19 protein-coding genes are annotated in these 19,496 nt (G+C 61.2%); 7 read left to right on the forward strand and 12 right to left on the reverse strand.

Annotation, left to right across the window (positions count from 1 at the left end; translation table 11 throughout):
• Position 1: 1 nt before the first annotated feature.
• Positions 2–1,120, forward strand: a complete 1,119-nt coding sequence (locus tag ABD059_RS03055; RefSeq protein ID WP_343877715.1) for a phosphate ABC transporter substrate-binding protein PstS — start codon at positions 2–4, stop codon at positions 1,118–1,120.
• 81 nt (positions 1,121–1,201) lie between these two features.
• Here ABD059_RS03055 and ABD059_RS03060 read toward each other — a convergent pair whose 3' ends face one another.
• On the reverse strand, positions 1,202–1,771 hold the full coding sequence (locus ABD059_RS03060; protein ID WP_343877716.1) for an SRPBCC family protein: 570 nt from the start codon (positions 1,769–1,771) through the stop codon (positions 1,202–1,204).
• A 172-nt stretch (positions 1,772–1,943) separates the two neighbouring features.
• On the opposite strand from ABD059_RS03060, the gene ABD059_RS03065 reads away from it, so the two are divergent.
• On the forward strand, positions 1,944–2,423 hold the full coding sequence (locus tag ABD059_RS03065; RefSeq protein WP_343877718.1) for a Dps family protein: 480 nt from the start codon (positions 1,944–1,946) through the stop codon (positions 2,421–2,423).
• Positions 2,424–2,446: 23 nt separating this feature from the next.
• Here the strand turns inward: ABD059_RS03065 and ABD059_RS03070 are convergent, their stop codons facing one another.
• Both ABD059_RS03070 and ABD059_RS03075 read right to left on the reverse strand, forming a co-directional pair.
• Positions 2,447–3,259 carry an enoyl-CoA hydratase/isomerase family protein gene (locus ABD059_RS03070; RefSeq protein ID WP_343877720.1) on the reverse strand — a complete coding sequence of 271 codons (813 nt, stop codon included), beginning with the start codon at positions 3,257–3,259 and terminating at the stop codon, positions 2,447–2,449.
• Positions 3,260–3,303: 44 nt separating this feature from the next.
• The gene (locus ABD059_RS03075) at positions 3,304–4,203 is read right to left on the reverse strand and encodes a CPBP family intramembrane glutamic endopeptidase (protein ID WP_343877722.1); all 900 of its coding nucleotides are present in this window, start codon (positions 4,201–4,203) and stop codon (positions 3,304–3,306) included.
• Positions 4,204–4,331: 128 nt separating this feature from the next.
• Here ABD059_RS03075 and ABD059_RS03080 point away from each other — a divergent pair, with 128 nt between their 5' ends.
• Positions 4,332–5,690: a GH1 family beta-glucosidase gene (locus ABD059_RS03080; protein WP_343877724.1), complete on the forward strand. Its 1,359-nt coding sequence runs from the start codon at positions 4,332–4,334 to the stop codon at positions 5,688–5,690.
• Positions 5,691–5,832: 142 nt separating this feature from the next.
• On the opposite strand, the gene ABD059_RS03085 is transcribed toward ABD059_RS03080, so the two are convergent.
• From ABD059_RS03085 to ABD059_RS03115, 7 genes are read right to left on the reverse strand one after another with little or no spacing between them, the layout of a single operon-like run.
• Positions 5,833–6,573 (reverse strand): LysR family substrate-binding domain-containing protein, encoded by a 741-nt coding sequence (locus tag ABD059_RS03085; protein ID WP_343877726.1) that lies wholly within the window; start codon positions 6,571–6,573, stop codon positions 5,833–5,835.
• Positions 6,574–6,597: 24 nt separating this feature from the next.
• Complete coding sequence (locus tag ABD059_RS03090) at positions 6,598–7,401, reverse strand: HpcH/HpaI aldolase family protein (protein WP_343877728.1); 804 nt, start codon at positions 7,399–7,401, stop codon at positions 6,598–6,600.
• Complete coding sequence (gene hpaH, locus ABD059_RS03095; RefSeq protein WP_343877729.1) at positions 7,386–8,171, reverse strand: 2-oxo-hept-4-ene-1,7-dioate hydratase; 786 nt, start codon at positions 8,169–8,171, stop codon at positions 7,386–7,388. The genes ABD059_RS03090 and hpaH overlap by 16 nt, the downstream gene beginning before the upstream one ends.
• Before the next feature lie 2 nt (positions 8,172–8,173).
• Positions 8,174–9,253, reverse strand: a complete 1,080-nt coding sequence (hpaD, locus tag ABD059_RS03100) for a 3,4-dihydroxyphenylacetate 2,3-dioxygenase (protein WP_343877731.1) — start codon at positions 9,251–9,253, stop codon at positions 8,174–8,176.
• 51 nt (positions 9,254–9,304) lie between these two features.
• Positions 9,305–10,837, reverse strand: coding sequence for a 5-carboxymethyl-2-hydroxymuconate semialdehyde dehydrogenase (hpaE, locus tag ABD059_RS03105; protein ID WP_343877733.1), 1,533 nt, complete (start codon positions 10,835–10,837; stop codon positions 9,305–9,307).
• Between the two features lie 28 nt (positions 10,838–10,865).
• Entirely contained in the window at positions 10,866–11,534 is a 669-nt protein-coding gene (locus ABD059_RS03110; protein WP_343877919.1) for a GntR family transcriptional regulator, read from the reverse strand.
• Positions 11,535–11,574: 40 nt separating this feature from the next.
• Entirely contained in the window at positions 11,575–13,068 is a 1,494-nt protein-coding gene (locus ABD059_RS03115; protein WP_343877735.1) for a fumarylacetoacetate hydrolase family protein, read from the reverse strand.
• 218 nt (positions 13,069–13,286) lie between these two features.
• Between ABD059_RS03115 and ABD059_RS03120 the strand changes: the two genes are divergently transcribed.
• Genes ABD059_RS03120 through ABD059_RS03135 form a run of 4 tightly spaced genes read left to right on the forward strand, consistent with a single transcriptional unit; the run spans position 13,287 to position 17,860 of the window.
• Positions 13,287–15,176, forward strand: coding sequence for an FAD-binding monooxygenase (locus ABD059_RS03120; RefSeq protein WP_343877737.1), 1,890 nt, complete (start codon positions 13,287–13,289; stop codon positions 15,174–15,176).
• A gap of 29 nt (positions 15,177–15,205) precedes the next feature.
• Positions 15,206–15,592, forward strand: coding sequence for a DUF5997 family protein (locus tag ABD059_RS03125; protein ID WP_343877739.1), 387 nt, complete (start codon positions 15,206–15,208; stop codon positions 15,590–15,592).
• Between the two features lie 54 nt (positions 15,593–15,646).
• The gene (locus ABD059_RS03130; protein ID WP_343877740.1) at positions 15,647–16,756 is read left to right on the forward strand and encodes a glycosyltransferase; all 1,110 of its coding nucleotides are present in this window, start codon (positions 15,647–15,649) and stop codon (positions 16,754–16,756) included.
• A gap of 51 nt (positions 16,757–16,807) precedes the next feature.
• Positions 16,808–17,860 (forward strand): glycosyltransferase, encoded by a 1,053-nt coding sequence (locus tag ABD059_RS03135; RefSeq protein ID WP_343877742.1) that lies wholly within the window; start codon positions 16,808–16,810, stop codon positions 17,858–17,860.
• Positions 17,861–17,901: 41 nt separating this feature from the next.
• Here the strand turns inward: ABD059_RS03135 and ABD059_RS03140 are convergent, their stop codons facing one another.
• The gene (locus ABD059_RS03140; protein ID WP_343877744.1) at positions 17,902–18,786 is read right to left on the reverse strand and encodes a glycosyltransferase family 2 protein; all 885 of its coding nucleotides are present in this window, start codon (positions 18,784–18,786) and stop codon (positions 17,902–17,904) included.
• On the reverse strand, positions 18,783–19,493 hold the full coding sequence (locus ABD059_RS03145; protein WP_343877745.1) for an SOS response-associated peptidase: 711 nt from the start codon (positions 19,491–19,493) through the stop codon (positions 18,783–18,785). The genes ABD059_RS03140 and ABD059_RS03145 overlap by 4 nt, the downstream gene beginning before the upstream one ends.
• Positions 19,494–19,496 lie beyond the last annotated feature (3 nt).

Raw genomic sequence — 19,496 nt, forward strand, 5'->3', positions numbered from 1 at the left:
GGTGCTGCCTCACCCCACGCGTCGCCTTGCCCTACTTGCCACCGCTGCCCTCGGCCTCTCCCTTACCGCCTGCGGATCCGACTATCCGTTGGGCCCCGAGCAGGAAGCCGCAGCCCAGCGTGCCAACTCAGACCTGCGAGGCACCATCACCGGCGCCGGATCCTCGGCTCAGGGTCCGGCAATGGACGGCTGGATATCCGGTTTCGGCACTCTTCATTCCCAGGCACAATTGCAGTATTCCCCCGATGGCTCCGGGGCGGGGCGGGGGGCGTTACTCGCCGGAGCAGTGCAATTCGCCGGCTCGGATGCTTACCTCAATGACGAGGAACTCGCCGAATCCGTTGAGGCCTGCGGCCCAGCCGGGGCGTTCAATATTCCGGCCTATGTGTCGCCGATCAGCATCACGTTCAACCTCCCAGGGCTCACCGAGCTCAACCTGGATGCCCCAACCATCGCCAGCATTTTCCTGGGCGACATCGACAGCTGGGATGACCCGGCCATTGCCGGGCAGAATGCCGACGTCGATCTACCGGACCTCCGGATTACCCCGGTCAGCCGGTCGGACGATTCGGGAACCACCGAGAATTTCACCGACTACCTCCACGAGACCGTTCCGGACCTATGGACGTTCGATGCCGATGGCACCTGGCCCAGCGCGCTCGGCAATGAGAATTCCAAGGGCAACGCGGGTGTTGTCAGCACGGTCGCTAGCACGGTGGGGGCAATCACCTACGCTGACGATTCAGCTGTTGGCCCACCGCTGGGGAGGGCGAACCTGCTGGTGGGAGAGGAGTACGTCCCGGTCAGCACCGAGGCGGCGGCCGCCGCCGTCGATATTGCGACTCCGGTCGACGGCCGGCCCAGTTACGATATTGCGCTGACCCTTGACCGGACCACCACCGAAGCGGGCGTCTACCCGCTGATCCTGGTGTCCTATCATGTCTTCTGCACTTCATACCCGGACGAGACAACTGTCGAACTCATCAAGGAGTTCGGCACCTATGTGGTTAGCCCTGAAGGCCAGGAGGCTGCCGCCGAGTCAGCGAAGAGCTCACCGATCTCCGCCCAGCTTTCCCAGCGGGCGACTGAAGCGATTGCGGGTATCACGGTCCGCGATTAGGTCATTGTTGTTAAACAGTTTCGGCCGGATCCCCACCTGCGTGGAGTTCCGGCCGAAACTGTTTAACAGTAAGTCTCTCGGCTAGCTCGGCGAGACGGTCGCGCGTGGGCCACCCGACTCGGGGTCGTCCAGCGACGGATCGTTGAGGTCCGATGCTCCGGCCGCGGACGTTGAGGTCTCAGTAGTGGTTCCTGACGGTGGCGCATCAATGTCACCGCGCCAGGCCCCTGTCTCTGAGTTGTTGCTTTCGATGAACTCCTTGAACCGCTGAAGATCGGATTTAACCTGTCGGTTGTCGGCGTTAACCGCCGAGCCGATCTTTTCGGTGAAGGTCTCAGGATGCCAGTCCAACTGGACGGCAACGCGGGAGGTGGTGTCATCAATCCGGTGGAAGGTCACCACACCTGCGTGGGACTTTCCGTCGACGCTCTTCCAGGCAATTCGCTCATCGGGGTGCTGCTCGGTGATTTCGGTGTCGAACTCTCGTTCCACCCCGCCGATCTTGGTGACCCAGTGACTACGAGTGTCAGATGCCTGGGTGATTGATTCCACCCCGCCCATGAACTGGGGAAAGGTTTCGAACTGCGTCCACTGGTTGTAGGCAGTGCTCACGGGCACTGCTACGTCGATGGATTCCTGGACTGTCGTCATGCTGGTTCCTCCTGTAAGTTCCACAATCAGTGAACTACTAAGTAAACTGATTGTATTCCGTGCCGCTGGATTTCAACAACATTTGCGGTCTAGGGTGAAGACTGCTTGACCCCTCATACCCGGTGCTTCCCAGCATCGAGGGAGGGCAGGTCCCACATACAGGAGGAAACCCATGAAGGCGTCCAAAACACTGACCGACAACATGCAGGCCGTGCTGGTTGAGCTCATCGAACTGCACCTACAGGGCAAGCAGGCGCACTGGAACGTCGTCGGAAAGAACTTCCGCGACATGCACTTGCAGCTGGACGAGATCATCGACGACGCCCGCCTGTTCGCCGATCAGATGGCCGAACGCATGCGCGCTCTGCACGCCGTCCCTGATGGACGCAGCGCTTCGGTAGCGAAGGGCACCACCCTGAACCAGTTCCCGGCCGGCCTGGTATCCACCAAAGACACAGTCACCATGGTTGTTGCCATGCTCGAAGGCACGGTGAAAACCATGCGCGACGTGCACGACCAGATCGACGAGGAAGACCCCACCACCGCCGACATCCTGCACGCCTTCATTGAGAAGCTTGAGCAGTACGCCTGGATGGTTGACGCCGAGAACATGGAACCGACTGCAACGGTCACTCAGCCCGCAAAGGTCTAGTACAGCAAACCTGCCTTCCCCGGTTAGTTACCGGAGAAGGCAGGTTTTTCTTTGGTAAGGAACGCTCGGGTTCCCTCACGCATGTCTGCGGTGGTGAACGCCTGCCTGAAGGAATCGGCCTCGATTGCCAGCCCGTCGGCGGTGGACCGCCCCTCCACCCGCCCCACTGTTGCCTTGACCGCTGCTACAGCGGCGGGAGAGTGTCCGGCAATCTCGGCGATGGTTTTCCGAGCTGCGGCGAGCAGCGCTTCCCGGTCGGTGAACACCGCGTTCACCAGACCTAGACGGTGCGCCTGGTCGGCCCTGATGCGCCGCCCGGTGAACAACAGTTCTCTGGCTTGGGACGGACCCACTCGCTGTTGCAATCTCACTGAACCTCCAAATCCGGGAACCAGGCCCAGGCTCACTTCGGGTTGTCCAAAAGAAGCCGACTCGGTGGCATAAATGAAGTCGCAGGCCAGCGCCAGCTCGCACCCCCCACCCAGAGCGAAACCATTGACCGCTGCAATCACGGGCACGGGGAGCGACTCAAGCCTGAGTGTCAGTGACTGCATCCTGGTGCTGTACTCCCACGCCTGATCCGGTGTCATGGCTGTCATTTCACGGATGTCGGCTCCAGCGGCAAAAGCCTTCTCCCCCGAGCCGATGATCACGACCCCGCGGGCCTCCCCACCAGCGTCGTGTCTGAATGCCGCTTCCAGGACGCCAAGAAGATCCTCAAGATCCTCGACGACCTGGGTGGATAGGGCATTGAGCGCCTCGGGACGATTGAGGGTAATTGTCACCGAAGACTGAGCGGAGCTAGCCTGGATTGTCGTATATTCCTTGAACTGCATGTTAATTTCCTCTCGACGGTGTCGTGGGTGGTAGCCGAAAATTCTCAGGGGAGCAGTTCCGGTGGCAGCGCCAGAAGCAGGCCGATAGCAGTTCCGTTGAAAACGACATGGGTGACGATCGCTGGCCCCAGGCGGCCGGTCCAGACGGTGAGAAACCCGCACATCACACCCACCGTGAACGTACCGACGAGGAGGTAGATTGACGATCTCAGGTCCCCTACCGCGCCGGTATGCAGGAGGCCGAAGACGAGGGAACTGACCACGATCGCCACAACCGTTGCAGTCGTTAGCGACCGCTGCGGAGTCGCGGTCGAGACCCGGCCCTTTGCTGAGCCTTTCAGCCACCATGCGTTCTGCACAGCTCGCAAGACTAGTCCGCGGTTGAAGAGTTCCTCGAGGAAAGGAGCGATGAGGGCTCCGCCGAGGACGGCGTTCACAAAGATCCAGCCGCTGTCGCCAGTGAGAAAGATTTCCGCGTTACCTTGCAGCACCTCGTCCTCGCCCAGCGGCCAGAGTAGGGTCATGATCACCTGAACAATTGCCAGGATAAAGCGTGCCGCGATGCCAACTCCGAGTCCAATGGCCAAGTCAATCCATTTGAATCTCAGACCGAAGTCCTTGGCAAGCGAACCAAATCCCCACACCTTTGAGGCCAGAACGCTGCTTCCCAGCAGGGCAAGCCAGGTGAAGCACAGTGAGACGAAGACTAGTTCAGGCCCGAAGCTGAGCACCGAAGAGAGCGCCAGCGTGCCACCGAGGGGAAGTGCCAACACCAGAACCAATCCCATGGCAGCCTGCCAGAGTCCCCACCCGGGCTTCAGCGGACCCATCGGGCCACGCTGGGCGGGGTTCGCAAACCGCGCTGAGGCCAGTGTGGTGTCTGAGACCTTCGGAGAGATCTGTGCGTGTGCGCCCGGGGGGTCGGGGGTGGGGTTGATGCGCATATCCAGCACACTACCTTCCTGCCTCCCGGCGGTCAGCCAACAAGTCCGCAGCGTCAAGGCATTGACGCGACGGGGGCAATGGGATTTAGGTGAAGGGAGCAGGCTGAGAGCCCATAGAGGAGCGCACCATGACCAGCTTTGGATTGCCGCCCGGGTTTGTGTTTGGAACGGCGACGGCTGCAGCCCAGATTGAGGGTGGCGTCCACGAGGGTGGCCGCGGTGAAAGTATTTGGGACGCGTACGCCAGGACTCACAAGAACATCCTGGATGCCTCGAGTGCAGCCATTGCCTGCGACCATTACCACCGGTATGCGGAGGATTTCGACCTGCTCCAGGGGCTGGGTGGGCAGGCGTATCGGATGTCAATCGCGTGGCCGCGTATCCAGCCCCTCGGACGCGGACCGGCAAACCCCGAGGGGATCGCCTTCTACCACCGGCTCCTCGATGCCCTCCTCGACCGGGGAATCCAGCCGTGGGTAACCATTTATCACTGGGACCTGCCCCAAGCGCTACAGAATGCCGGCGGGTGGCAGAACCGCGACACCGTTGATGCGTTCGCTGACTACACCCGGATTCTTCGGGATGAGTTCGGCGACAAGGTAGCCGCCTGGATGACAGTCAACGAGCCGGTAGTCCATACCGGCATCGGGCATGCCATCGGCCGTGCCGCACCGGGTCTGATGATGCTGGGCAGTGCCTTCGTCGTCGCGCATCATCTTCTCCTGGCCCACGGCACCGCCGTGCATACTCTCAGGGAAACCCTTTCCTCGCCGGTGGGTATTGTGAACAATCATTCGCCGGTGCAGCCAGCCACCGGCTCCGACCGGGACGCGCGTCTTGCAGTGCTGTACGACCGCTATCACAACGGCCAGTTCGCTGGGCCGGTCCTGACCGGCAGGTATCCACCGGAACTCGAGGAAGTGGACGGCATCTCCTTTGAGGTGATCCACGACGGTGACATGGAGATCATCTCGGCGCCCCTGGATTTCTACGGCGTCAATTACTACTTTCCGACCCGGGTCGGTGCGGCTCCACCGTTCTATCCGGTGCCGTTCGCTCCCAAAAAATTTGTGGGTGTGCCGGTTACCGATTTCGGCTGGCCGGTAATGCCCGCCAGCCTGCTCACAATTCTTAAGCAACTGAAAGCGGCCTATCCACAGTTGCCTCCGGTGTACATCACCGAAAATGGTTGCGCTTACGACGACGGTCCGCAGGATGGGCTTCAACGATCAGGGAGCGGCCTGCAGGATACCCGCCGGATCGAATTTCTAGAGCAGCATCTCGCCGCCGTCGGAGAGGCGATCGCGGCGGGAATTGATGTGCGGGGATACTTCCACTGGACCTTGCTGGATAACTGGGAGTGGCAGGAGGGGTACACCAAAAAGTTTGGTCTGGTGCGCCTGGAGCCAGCAACGCTGGAAAGGATCCCACGGGCCTCTTTCCACAGATATGCCGAGATAATCCGCTCAACGGGTAGTCCGCCCTGACCGACAGGCGTCGCCAGCCGCAGCAGCCTCCGGGCCGCCCGCTACCACCCGCCGAACTAGCTCACCAGATCTACCGTCTCGGCGAAGGGGGCAGGCGGGAGGGAAAGAGTTGCGGGGAGGCTGACCAGGGAGACACTGAGGCCTAGCGGCGGCCTCGCCCACCGGAGCCGGGCTTCCGTCCGCGCGGGGCCTGCTTCTTGCCCCCCGCTGGCGACTTCTTGGGTCCGCCAGTTCTTTGCGTGGGCTTGGCGGCGCCCGATGACGGTTGCTTTCTGTTTGCCGCCTTTTGCGCCTTCTTTTGCTTCTTTTCAGGTTCCTTGGCTGAGGGCTGCCGTGAGCTTCGTTCAGTGCGCCCCCTGACGATCCCGATGAACTCTTCGATGTCCTCGTCGGTATTCTCCGAAAGCCAGGCCACCGCAATAGTGGTGGGCTGACCATCGAGAACGGGCCGGTAGACCGCGTCCCTGCGGGCGTAGAGGCGCGCAATCGACATGGGCACAATCACCACCCCGACACCCGTTGCCGCGAGTTCAATGGCGGCCTTCTCACCACCGTTGGAAATCACATCAAGCTGGTTCTCGGCGACCAATTCGGCGAGGGGTACCTCGTCGAACAGCGACAGTTCGTGGTCCTTGCCCGCCACCACCACCGGCTGTTCCTCATAGAGGGGAATCACGCTGAAGCCTTCGCGGTCCACCGGGAGACGGACAAAACCGAGATCAACCGTGCCTGCGCGCAGCGCCTCCTCCTGGCTGGCTGCCTCATACTCGCGGGTTTCGAGCGGTTTTTCCGGAAACCTATCGCGCCACCGGCTGACCCATTTTCCGGGTGTCACACCGGGGACAAAGCCGACGGTGAGGACGCGGGGCTGGGGCTCGGACATCTGATCACACTAACCCACGGGAGGTCAGTAGCTTACGGGCGAATCGTCGTCGGGCGCCGGAATGAATTGGGTAGCCAGGGCTTCCGACCCACGTGCCAGCAGGGCGACGTCGGCACCCACCAGAATGAAACTGGCTCCGCCAGCCAGATAGTGACGTGCGGTGGCGGGGTTGAAGGCGTTCACTCCGGCCGGTTTTCCAGCCTTCTGTGCCGCTGCAAGACAGTGTTCGACGGCGGCGCGCACCTCGGGGTGCTCCTGCTGGCCCAGTACGCCCATAGAGGCTGCCAGGTCGGAGGGGCCAACGAAGATCGCGTCAACACCGTCAACGGCAAGGATTGCCTCGACGGCGGAGACGGCGGCGCTGGATTCAATCTGCACCGTCACGCTGAGGGTTGCCTCGGCGTCGGCCAAATATCCGGGGACCCGGTTCCAGCGGGAGGCCCGGGCCAAGGCCGATCCGACGCCTCGCACCCCAGCCGGTGGGTAGCGGGTGGCCGCAACGGCAGCTTCGGCGTCGCCCACCGAGTGGACCATCGGGATCAGGAGGTTCTGCACCCCCAGGTCCAGATACTGCTTGATCAGCACTGTGTCATTCACCGGGGGGCGAACCATTGCCTGCACCGGGTAACCGTGAACGGCCTGGAGTTGGGCAAGAATGGATTCCAGCCCATTTGGGCTGTGCTCAGCGTCGATGAGGAGCCAGTCCAGACCAGCTCCTGCGCAGAGTTCGGCAATCAGGGGGCTCCCCGAGCACACCCACATACCAGTTAACGGCCGATCGGCCCCTGCGAGCGCATCGCGAAACGTGGCATCTAGCGGAAGTGGCATGTCACTGCTCCCAGCGGTCCGTAGTCGGCGTGGATGGTGTCGCCCTTCTGCACCCACAACGGTCGGGTAAAAGACCCGGCGAGGATGATGTCCCCGGCTCTCATGCTGTCACCGTGGGCCGCAATCTTGTTAGCCAGCCAGTGAACACCGGCCGCCGGGTGGTCGAGCACCCCGGCGGCCACACCAGTCTCCTCAACCGTCTGGTTTTTGTAGAGGATAGCCGAGACCCAGCGGAGGTCAACGGCGTCTGGCCTCACCGGACGACCACCAACCACCATGGCGCCCATCGCCGCGTTGTCCGAAATGGTGTCAACGATGGTTCTCCCCTCCATCTCGATCCGGGAATCCAGGATTTCGAGGGCGGGAACCACGTAGTCGGTGGCATTCAGGACGTCGAAGATGGTGCACCCTGGACCCGACAGATCCTGTTTCAACACAAACGCCAGTTCCACTTCGACCCGCGGATGAGTGTACCGATCCCAGTCCACCGAGCAGCCGGTGTCGAGCACCATGTCATCAAAGATGGCCCCGTAATCGGGTTCGGTAATGCCGGTGGCCGCCTGCATGGCCTTCGAGGTGAGACCGATCTTGCGCCCCACCAGTATTCGCCCGGCAGCCTCGTTGCGTTGGCGCCACAACTGCTGCACTGCGTAGGCGTCCTCCACCGTCATGTCGGGATAGCGGGCCGTCAACCGCGGAACCGGAGTGCGGCTGCGCCCGGCTTCGACCAGTTCATCGGCGATGGCTTCAATTGTTGAGGCATCCAGCATGGCTACAGCTGCGCCCCCAACTTGAACGCCTGCTCGGCACCATTTTCGTCTTTACGGGTGTAGGAGAACCCGTCTGCGCCAACGGTGACGGCCATTTCGCTCTTCTCCTCGCGCACAATCACGGGTTGGGGATTGCCGTCGAGATCCAGGACCAGCGAGGCTTCGCTGTACCAGGAGGGGACGACGGCGTTGCCCCACCAGTCGCGGCGCTGGTTGTCGTGGACGTCCCAGGTAACCGTGGGGTTGTCCGGGTCGCCGGTGTAGTAGTCCTGGGTGTAGATCTCGATGCGATGCCCGTCCGGGTCGAGGATGTAGAGGTAGAAGGCGTTGGATACGCCGTGCCGGCCGGGGCCGCGTTCAATCCGGTCCGAGATGCGCAGGGCGCCCATTTTGTCGCAGATCTGGATGATGTTGTGCTTCTCGTGGGTGGCGAAGGCGACGTGGTGCATCCGTGGGCCGTTGCCCCCGGTCAGTGCGGTGTCGTGGACTGTCTGCTTGCGATGCATCCAGACGGCGTAGCTCACTCCGTCGGAATCCTGGATGTCCTCCGACACCCGGAAACCGAGGTCCTCGAGGTATTTGCGTCCACGCGGCACGTCAGGGGTGACCTGGTTGAAATGGTCCAGGCGAACCAACTCGCCGGCAGAGTAGAGGTCGTAGCGCTGGGTGAGACGCTCCACGTGTTCGACGTCGTAAAAGAACTCGTAGGGGAAACCCAGGGGGTCCTCGACACGGACGGAATCGCCAATGCCCTTGGTGAACCCCCCCGTTCGGCGTTCCACCCGGCAACCAAGTTCCGTGTAATACGCCTCGGCGGCGTCCACTTCCGCCGGGGACTTCACCCGGTAGGCGAAGGCCGCGACGGCGGCCACCGGCCCGAGACGCAGCACGAGGTTGTGGTGGATGAACTCCTCAAGCGACCTGAGGTAGATGGTGGAGTCGTCTTCGTCGGTGACATGCAGGCCGAGGACGTCGACATAGAATTCACGTGACTTCACGAGGTCAGTGACGACGATTTCCATATAGGCGCAGCGGACAATGTCGGGTGCCGGTGCGGTAGGGGTGGGGACGAAGTTTGTCATGATGGTCTCTCTTCTTTGAGCATGGCGCGGGGGAGGTGCCTGGGACGGGGGTCAGCCCTTGGTTGCGTCTGGGGTGCCGCCGAACTTCGGGGTGTGGACAGCGCCGAGGCTGATGTGAACTGCCTGCTGGTCGGTGTAGAAGTCGATTGACCGGTAGCCGCCCTCATGACCCAGACCTGACGCTTTGACGCCGCCGAATGGGGTGCGCAGGTCACGAACGTTGTGGCTGTTGAGCCACACCATGCCAGCTTCCAGGTTGTGGGAGAAGTTGTGGGCGCGGGTCAGGTTCTGTGTCCAGATGTAGGCGGCAAGCCCGTATTTGGTGTTGTTGGCGAGAGCCAACGCTTCGTCGTCGCCCTCGAACGGGGTGATGGTGACGACCGGGCCGAAGATCTCCTCCTGGAATATGCGTGCAGCAGGTGCGACGTCGGCGAACACGGTCGGCGCGATGTAGTTGCCCTCGGGTAGGTGGTCCGGCCGGCCCCCGCCAGCCAGCAGCCGACCCTCTGACTTCCCCAGCTCCACATAGGAGGCGACCTTCTCAAAATGCTCGGGGTGGACCAGCGCGCCAACCTCGGTCTTGGGATCGTGCGGATCGCCGACGACGATGGACTTGGCACGGGCCGCGTACTTTTCGCAGAACTCGTCATAGATGCCTCCTTCCACCAGAATGCGGGAACCGGCGGTGCACCGCTCACCATTCAACGAGAAAACACCGAACAGCGCCGAATCAATCGCTGCGTCAAGGTCCGCATCGGCGAAGACCACGCAGGGCGACTTCCCGCCAAGCTCCATGGACAGACCCTTGAGGTGCTCGGCTGCATTGCGGAAGATGGTCTGCCCGGTGGTCGTTTCACCGGTGAAGGAAATCAGAGGGACCTGAGGGTGTTTGACCAGCGCATCACCCGCTTCCTCGCCGAGGCCGTTGACCAGGTTGAACACGCCGTCGGGTAAGCCAGCGTCTTTGAAGATCTGGGCCCACAGGGAGGCGGAGAGCGGCGTGAATTCGGCGGGCTTGAGGACGACGGTGTTGCCGGTTGCCAGAGCCGGTGCGAGTTTCCAGGACTCCAGCATGAACGGAGTGTTCCAGGGGGTGATCAGTCCTGCGACGCCGATTGGCTTCCGGTTCACGTAGTTGATCTGGGAACCTGGAACCTTCATGGCGTCGTCGAACTGGGCCACGATGAGGTCAGCGAAGAACCGGAAGTTCTCGGCTGCCCGCAGGGCTTGCCCCTTCGCCTGGGTAATGGGCAACCCAGTGTCGAAGCTCTCCAGGTCGGCTAGACGCGACTCCTGCGCCTCGACGGCGTCGGCAATCCTGTTGAGGACCCTGGCTCGCTCACGTGGTTTCATGCGCGGCCACGGGCCGTTGACGAAGGCCTCCCGTGCAGCGGCGACCGCGAGGTCAATATCTTCCTTCTGCCCAGCGGCAGCGGTGGCGTAGTTGGTATTGGACACAGGATCCTGCACGTCAAAGGTCTTCCCACTGACGGAATCGACAAACTCTCCGTTGATGCAGTGCTGGATGTGGGTGGGCAGGGCCTGCGGTACATAGTGAGTGTTTTCAGGGACGGTGGACGTCATAGTGTTCTTCCTGACTGCTTGATGGGGCTCATTCAACGGGGGCGGAGGCCTGCGCAAGGTAGGCGTCAAGGGTTGCGGAGCGGTGGCTGCGGGCGGCATGCTCAATGGTGTCGGCGTCGGCCGCTGATTCGATGAGCTTCAGCAGCGCCTCGTGCTCCAGGACAGATTCCTTGGCGCGCCCGGGAACGAACCTGAACGTGGACGACCGAAGCGCAGCGAGCCGGTTCCAGCCTCGGTGCACCAGATCAAGGATGTGCGGATTGGGGCAATGCTCAAACAAAATGCTGTGAAATTCCTGATTCAGTGCCGTGAAACGGACTGGGTCGAAATGGTCAAGACACTCTCGCATCTGGGCGTTGACCGCGCGTGCCCGGGCTACCGCCACGGAATCGATCAGCGGCGCGGACAGAGCCGTCGCGGCCCCCTCGATGATGCTGAGAGTCTGCATCGTATACAAGTATTCGGTGGGGTCGATCCCGGAGACGGTGGCTCCAACGTTGCGCTCAAAGGTCACCAAACCTTCAGCCTCCAACCGCCTGATTGCCTCCCGGACCGGGACCACGCTGAATCCAAGATCTTCAGCGATCTTCGCCAGCACCAGCCGGTATCCTGGCGAAAAGGAGCCTTCGATGATGCGGGCCTTGATCGAGGCGTAAGCCCGCTCGGACTTACTGCCCGGTTCGACATCATCTCGCATGGCTTCGCCCTTAGTCTCAAGTGACGGTGCGACGACGGCGTCAGCCACGTACTGCTCCGTCGGCGACCCACTGCACGTATTTCGCCCTCCAGCCGGCATTCATTGGGTACAGCCCATCCACGCCGCTTCCCTGCTTGACCATTTCGAGGATGAAAGTCTCTTCCTGCTCTTGCAGGATGCAGTCGTCGACGAGTTCCTCGGCAAGTGCCGGTGGGATGACGAGAATTCCGTCCGAGTCGGCCACGATGATGTCCCCCGGCTGAACCGTTGCTCCGCCGCACGCGATGGTGATATCGGTGTCCCACGGGATGTGGCGTCGGCCCAGGACTGCGGGGTGGGGGTTGGCGAAGTAGGTCGGCATATCGAGTTCAGCAACAGCCGTGTAGTCGCGAACGCCGCCATCAGTGATGATGGCGGCCGCCCCCCGGACCTGGGCTCGCATCGCCAGAATGTCCCCTACCGTGCCGGTGCCCTTCTCACCCCGCGCCTCCATGACCAGAATTTCACCGTCGTTCACGGAGTCAATGGCGCGCTTCTGGGCGTTGAACCCGCCGCCGTGGGTGGTGAAGAGATCCTCCCGGTTGGGGACAAACCGGAGAGTGCGTGCCAGCCCCACCACTCGACGGTCAGGGCGGGTTGCCTGCAGCCCATCAATGCTCACATTGTTCAACCCTCGCTTGCGCAGCTGCGAGGAAAGCGTTGCGGTGGCAACGCTCTCCAACTTCTTCTTCAAATCAGGTGCCAGCCCCCGGCCAACTGGTTCCAGTCCGGCTGCCTCGCGTGACCCATAGGCTTCTTCACGCTGCGTGTCATCGGCTTTGGGCTGAGCGCCGAAGTCAGCGAACGGCGTCGTTCCCTCCACCACGCAGGTCCTGAGCCGGCCGCTGCTGTAGACACCAGCGGTGACCTCAATGTCGACCATGTCATCCGGATTCGCCACCGACGCACCGGCCGGGGTACCGGTCAGAATAATGTCCCCTGCCTCCAGGGTGATCAGCTGTGACAGATCGGCAACCAACTGGCCGAAGGGAAACAGCAGCTCCTCGGTGGTGTCGTCCTGGACGAGTTCATCGTTGTGCCAGGTACGTACCCGCAGTGCGGTGGGATCGATGTCGTTCGCTGGAATCAACAGTGGCCCCACCGGGGTGAACCCGTCGCCACCTTTGGAGCGAACGTTTGAACCCTTGTCGGCGTAGCGGAGGTCATAAACACCCAGGTCGTTGCTGGCGGTCACCCATTGGACGTGGTCCCAAGCTTGGGCAGGGCTGACCCGGCGCGCTGCTGTGCCGATGATGAGAGCGATTTCGCCCTCGTAGCCGAGCAGCTCACAGCCCAGGGGGCGTTCAACGACGCCGGGCGCATCAAGAGATCCGAGTGAGAGGGACGAGGAGGGTTTAAGAAAGTAGGAAGGCTGCAGCGGAATACGTCCTCGCTGCGCGGCACGGCTGGGGTAGTTGAGGTGAACCGCGATCACCTTCCGGGTGCGGGCCAGCAGTTCGGCACTCACGGCCGCGGTCGTGGACTCCATCGTCATATCGCACTCCTCGTCGTCGTCATACTCTCTCCGATTCCTAATGTACGAAATCGTATACGATATACTACCCACTGTGACAGCCGCCACGTCAAGGGTTCACGATCACGGCACCCATTGTGTCGCTGGTCATACCCGACGTACAGTGTGACCATTGATTCGATTATCGGATTACGTGTTCAAATAAAGAACTTTTCACAAAGAAGTGAGTGAGGCAGACCGTGCATTTTCACCATCACGGCTACGTATCAGGAGACCCCCGCGTCCAGGTAGCTTCAGGCGTCGGCATTGATCGGCCTGACGAATTGCCCGACGATGTTGACGTCCTGATTGTCGGCAGCGGCCCAGCCGGAATGCTCGCGGCCGCCCAGCTCTCCCAGTTCCCGGAGATCACTACGCGCATGGTGGAGCGCCGTCCGGGGCGGCTTGCAATTGGTCAGGCAGACGGCATCCAGGCCCGAAGTGTTGAGACGTTCCAGGCGTTTGGCTTCGCCGAGCGTATTACCGCCGAGGCATACCGGATCACGGAAATGGCCTTCTGGAAACCAGACCCCGCAGATCCCACCCGGATTATCCGGACAGCCCGCCCACTCGACGATCCGGCAGGGGTCAGTGAATTCCCGCACCTGATTGTCAATCAGGCGCGCGTCCTCGATTACTTTGCCGAGTTCATGGCCAACTCCCCTACCCGGATGAAGCCTGACTACGGCCTGGACTTCATTGGGCTCGATGTTGATGACGACGGCGAGTACCCCGTTGCCGTCACCCTCGCCCATACCGCTGGCCCACTCGAAGGAACGCAGCGGTCGGTCCGGGCTAAATACGTGATCGGTGCCGATGGCGCCCGCAGCAAGGTCCGCAGCGCCATCGGTTGCACGCTCGCGGGCGACGCGGCGAATCACGCGTGGGGAGTCATGGACGTTCTTGCCGTCACCGATTTCCCGGACATTCGGTTGAAGTGCGCCATCCAGTCCGGTGCTGGTGGGAGCATTCTTCTGATTCCCCGCGAAGGTGGTCACCTCTTCCGCATGTATGTGGATCTCGGCGACGTCGATGCGCACACCAAAGGTGAAATCCGCAGCACCACGATTGATGAAATCATCGAGAAGGCCAACGCAATCCTCCACCCCTACACCCTCGACGTCCGGAACGTCGCCTGGCATAGCGTCTACGAGGTAGGCCACCGCCTGACGGACCGCTTCGACGACGTCCTCCCGGAGGAACTCGGCACCCGAACCCCTCGGGTCTTTATCACCGGGGACGCCTGCCATACCCACAGCGCCAAGGCGGGCCAGGGAATGAACGTCTCGATGCAGGACGGATTCAATATTGCCTGGAAACTCGGACATGTTCTGGAAGGCCGCAGTTCTGAGAGCCTGCTCTCCACCTATTCAGCAGAACGCCAGGTAGTAGCCAAAAACCTGATTGACTTCGACAAAGAGTGGTCTTCGTTGATGGCTAAAAAGCCTGAAGACTTCGAGGACCCCACGGAACTGGAAAACTTTTACACCAGCACCATGGAGTTTCCCGCCGGATTCATGACCGAGTACCAGCCATCCCTCATCATCGGCCAGACAACCCATCAGGAACTCGCCACCGGGTTCCCCATCGGGAAACGGTTCAAGTCTGCGCCCGTGGCACGCGTTTGCGACACCAACCTGATTCATCTGGGGCACCAGGCTACGGCCGACGGACGCTGGCGCATCTACGTTTTCGCTGATGACCCGCTGCCAGGTGCACCATCGAAGGTGGCCACCTTCGCCGAATGGCTCGCCAATTCACCAGAGTCACCTCTCGCTGCGACACCCGTAGGGGCTGACCAGGACGCATGGTTCGATGTCAGGGTGATCTACCAACAGCACCACCAGAACCTGGATATCACAGCTGTTCCTGAGGTGTTTAAACCGCAGGTGGGACCCTTCAAGCTCAACTACCTGGAAAAGGTCTTTGGCGTTAACCCGGCCGAGGATATCTTCGACCTGCGGGGCGTCAGCCGGGATGGCGCCGTCGTCGTCGTTCGCCCGGATCAGTATGTAGCTCAGGTCTTGCCGCTGACGGCTCCTGCGGAGCTGGCCGGGTTCTTTGCAAAAATGCGCACCGGGCGCGGGTGAGGATCGGCGGGGGCAGCTAGGGTTAAGGGATGACCCCCGCAAAAAGCCCCCAGACCATGAAACCCGCCACAGCGGCCAAGAAACTGGGAATCTACCTGCCAGCCTCTCCCCAAGAGTTTCAGGATAACGACGTCACCCGCGCGGAGTTCAACGAACTCCAGCAGAATCCGCCGGAATGGCTGGCGGAGCTCCGCCGTAACGGACCTCACCCCCGCCCAGTGGTGGCTCAAAAACTGGGCATCTCCATTGGCGGTCTGGCTCGTGGTGGGGTCACCGAACCGCTCACGACGCCGGAAATCACCGCGCTGCTCCAGGAGCCCCCTGCCTGGTTGGTAGCTGAGCGCTCGACCCATGCGGCAGTCCGCAAACAGGATCTGATCACCAAGAACCTGCATGCTGAGAAGGACGACCAGTAGGGTAGACAGCTCGGCCGTGTCGACATTTCACGGAAATGAAGCATACTTACCTTTATGCTGCATGCACAACCGTTCAACATTGCCATCATGGCCCACCTGCACCACCCCATTGCCAGCCCATTTCCGGGTGGACTGGAAATGCACACCGCGCTGCTGGCTGAAGAACTCACGGCACGAGGACACACGGTCACCCTTTTTGCCAAGGGTGGCAGCCAGACGACAGGCACCGTTGTGTCAGTACTCGACGCCGGGTTCCACTTCGCCAAGCATCCCGAGGGTCCAGATCGTGACGCGCAGACACGCCACCTGGATGATGCTCAGAACACCACCCTGAACCTGATTGACAAGGGTAATTTCGACGTCGTCATCAACAACTCGCTCAGCCCGCTACCGCATGCTGATCCGCCCACCGCCCCCATGTTGACCATTCTCCATACCCCTCCGCTACCGAGAGTGACGTCCGTTTTCGAGGGATCCGGCTACCGCCCCTCGCCTCGGCAACGGTTTGTCAGCGTTTCAGCGGCCAATGCACGGCAGTGGCGGAACCATCTCGCCGACATCAGCATTGTTCACAACGGGATCCGGCTCGAAGAATGGCATTCAGGAGTACCGACCCGCCGACGCTCCGGCACGGCAGTCTGGGCCGGCAGGATCACCCCCGAAAAAGGGTTGCACGTGGCCATCGAGGCTGCATCCCTCGCCGGACTGCGGATCCGCTTTGCCGGACCCATTAGTGATCGGGACTACTACACTCGAACCATTGCGCCGTTACTATCTGAATCGGTTCAGCACGTAGGTCACCTGAACCATGCCCAGCTAGCGTCATTCCTCAGCTCCGGGGACGTCTTTATCGCTTCACCGTTGTGGGCGGAACCGTTCGGGCTGACCACAGTCGAAGCCATGGCGTGCGGCACCCCAGTGGCGGCACTTCCCTGCGGTGCGATGGCTGAGATTATTGACCTGCGCGGCGGAGTAGTGGCAGACGGGTTCTCTGCAGCAGACCTTGCCTTGGCCATTGAACAGGCACGCAGAGCGGACAGCACAGCGGTTCGGGCTTCTGCGGCACGGTTTGCAGCTGACGTGATGATTGCCAACTACGAAAAGCACCTCGGTGAACTGGTGAATCAGGACCTGATCACCGACTCAGCGATGCTGGCCTCCTAAACCGGTGGTGATCCTCGGGTTGTCCCTCGAGTTGTCCCTCGAGTTGTCCCCGTGACAGCTCTCCCCCGCGTCGCCTACTACACCCACCACCACGGCTCGGGACACCTACGCCATGCCCTAAACATAGCGCGCCTGCAGGTTGTTGACCTGTTGGTCACTGGATCCACCGAACCCGCCGGGCTCAGGGCAATTCCGAAGACCCGATTTGCCCAGCTCACAATAGATACCGGGCCCGACGGCGAGCCTTACCCGACGCCCGAAGAGCCATTTCTGCACTACACGCCCACCAATTCAGCAATCAGGGACCGCATCGCCGAGCTGCATGCTGCATGGCGAGACTTTGATCCGCAGGTCATCATTATTGATGTTTCGGCCGAGGCGGCAATCTTCGCCAGACTCTGCGGGTATCCCGTCATCTACCGGCGCATGCCCGGGGATCGCTCCGATGCAGTGCACAAACTAGCCTATGCGTCAGCTTCGGAGCTGGTCGCCTACTACCCCCGGCATCTTGAGGACTCCTCTTTTCTTGAGGCATTTGGGCATCGGACCCAGCATCTGGGGATGCTTGCACCTACCGGAGGTGCTGCGACAGATCCAACAAAGCCAGGTGGCAGGATCATCACGGTGCAGACCAGTCTGGGCGGCAACGGGGTGAAAATCAGTGATCTTGCCCAGGCCGCCCGATCCTGCCCCTCCTGGCAATGGAACGTGGCTGGACTGAGCACCGGGAACATTGATCTGCCACCCAATGTTCGCCTGCTGGGCGTTCTGAACGATCCCTCCGAGGAACTCGCCACTGCCGACATCATCATCACCTCCGCGGGGTACCATGCCGTTGCCGCGGCGGCCGCAGCTGGTCGCCCCACCATTCTGGTGCCAGAGGAAAGACCGTTCGGGGAACAGGCCGCCTTTGCCCGGGCGTTGGCTAGCACAGCGGGGATTCCGATGGCTGAGAGCTGGTCGGATGTCAGCTGGCCAGATCTCCTCCGCCAGGCGGAGGCGTCAGATGCGAGCGCCCTGCAGAAGGCCTTATTCGTCAGCCAGGAAAGTTTCAAGGGTGGGTTGTTGGATCTGGTGTTGAGGGTGTCGGCAGCTGGCTCTTAGGTGGCTGGTACAGAGACGCCAGGTTCTGGGGCGGATGGTGTTTAGTAGGGAGCGATCACGCGAGCGAGAGCAACGTCCTCGTCAGAGGGGTGCTTCAGTACATCGATTCCGTCTGCGTCGGCAGTCCAGTCGATGTACCCGGCGGCAGCAAAGGCCGACAGCCATCCGGTCATTGGCCATAGTCCCCATTTGTGGTGAAACACCAGGCTGTTGGCAACTATGTCAGTGAAGTGCTGCAAGGGTGGGCTGGTGACCCCATGATGTTGGTGGAACATGGTGGCGGCTGAGAAGGAAAGAATGACCCCTCTCTCACGCGCAGTGAAGGAAAAGTCGGTGTCTTCTCCGCCGTAACCAGTGAAAGATTCATCGAACCCGCCAATCAGTGCAAAATCGTCGGCTGCTACCGCGAAACCCAGAGACCAGAACAGTTCATACTTCTCAGTGGCGGTGGGGGGCTCGCCATCAGCGGGTGCCAACGTGGTTCGGGCATGGTGCGGGATCGAGGCACGCATCAATCCAGTGTCGCCGTCGTCCATCGGAAACCCGGCCTCGCTTAGATAGCGAGGTTGGGCCATCACCAGGCCACCCAAACTATCAAGGTCCCGCATCAAGGTTTCACAGAGTCTGGTGGCAGGTATGCAGTCAACATCCAGAAAAATCAAAGTATCAGTGGAGGCCGCTGCAGCTGCGGCATTCCGTGCGGCCGCCAGGTTCAGAGTCCCGGACCCGGAGGCCGGGAGATGAACAAGGAGTAGCGGAATTGCTGTGTCCAGTGGAGCGGGGTTGGGTTGCCCCATATACACAATGACCAGCTCTGCAGGCCTACTGGTTGAACGATTCAACCCAATCACGAGGTTCGCGAGATGTTCATCGCGGTTGGCGCTGATCACGAGGACCGAAAAATCCCTGGTGGATGGTGCTCTCAAGAGGCAGCTGGTTCGATGAGGTGGGGCCCATTGTTGCGGACCGATCCAACGGCGTTACCAACTACCCGGGGGACAAGTTTCGGTTCTGGAATGGCGTCAATCAGCGCCTGCACGTCGGAACTACCGGTCATTTTTGGGTTTAGCCAGTCTGAATAGAGGTCTGCTGGAAGGATAAGTGGTGTCCGGTCATGAATATGACCGAGGGTGTCGCTGGCGGTCGTGGTGATAATGGTGCAGCTGCGCAGCCACTTGTTCTGATGGTCGTCGGGCAGTGTTGGATCCGGCCAGTATTCGTAGAGGGCGGCGAAAGCAAGCATGTCGCTGGTTTGACCGTGGAGGTAGGTGGGAATTTTGCCCTCGGGGCCCTTTTCCCACTCGTAGTACCCGTTGGCCATCACGATGCCCCTGCGCCGGGAGGCAGCGGTGCGGAAGGATGGTTTCTCCAGAATGGTCTCCGCCCGGGCATTGATCAAGGGTGGACCTTTTTTCGGGTCTTTCATCCAGGACGGTACTAGCCCCCACCGTGCTGTGGTGAGCCGTCTAGCGGGCGTTTGACCTGTGTCGTCGAGCCGTTCCATGAGAAGTCTCACGGTGTCAGTGGGAGCCACATTATAGGAAGGCTCAGGTAGATCCTTGTCCACGAAATCAACGTCAAACAGGTCTATGAGGTCCTGGCCAGATCCCGCCACCACAAATCGTCCGCACATGAG

The sequence above is a fragment of the Arthrobacter flavus genome (assembly GCF_039526005.1).
GTDB classification, from domain to species: domain Bacteria; phylum Actinomycetota; class Actinomycetes; order Actinomycetales; family Micrococcaceae; genus Arthrobacter_D; species Arthrobacter_D flavus.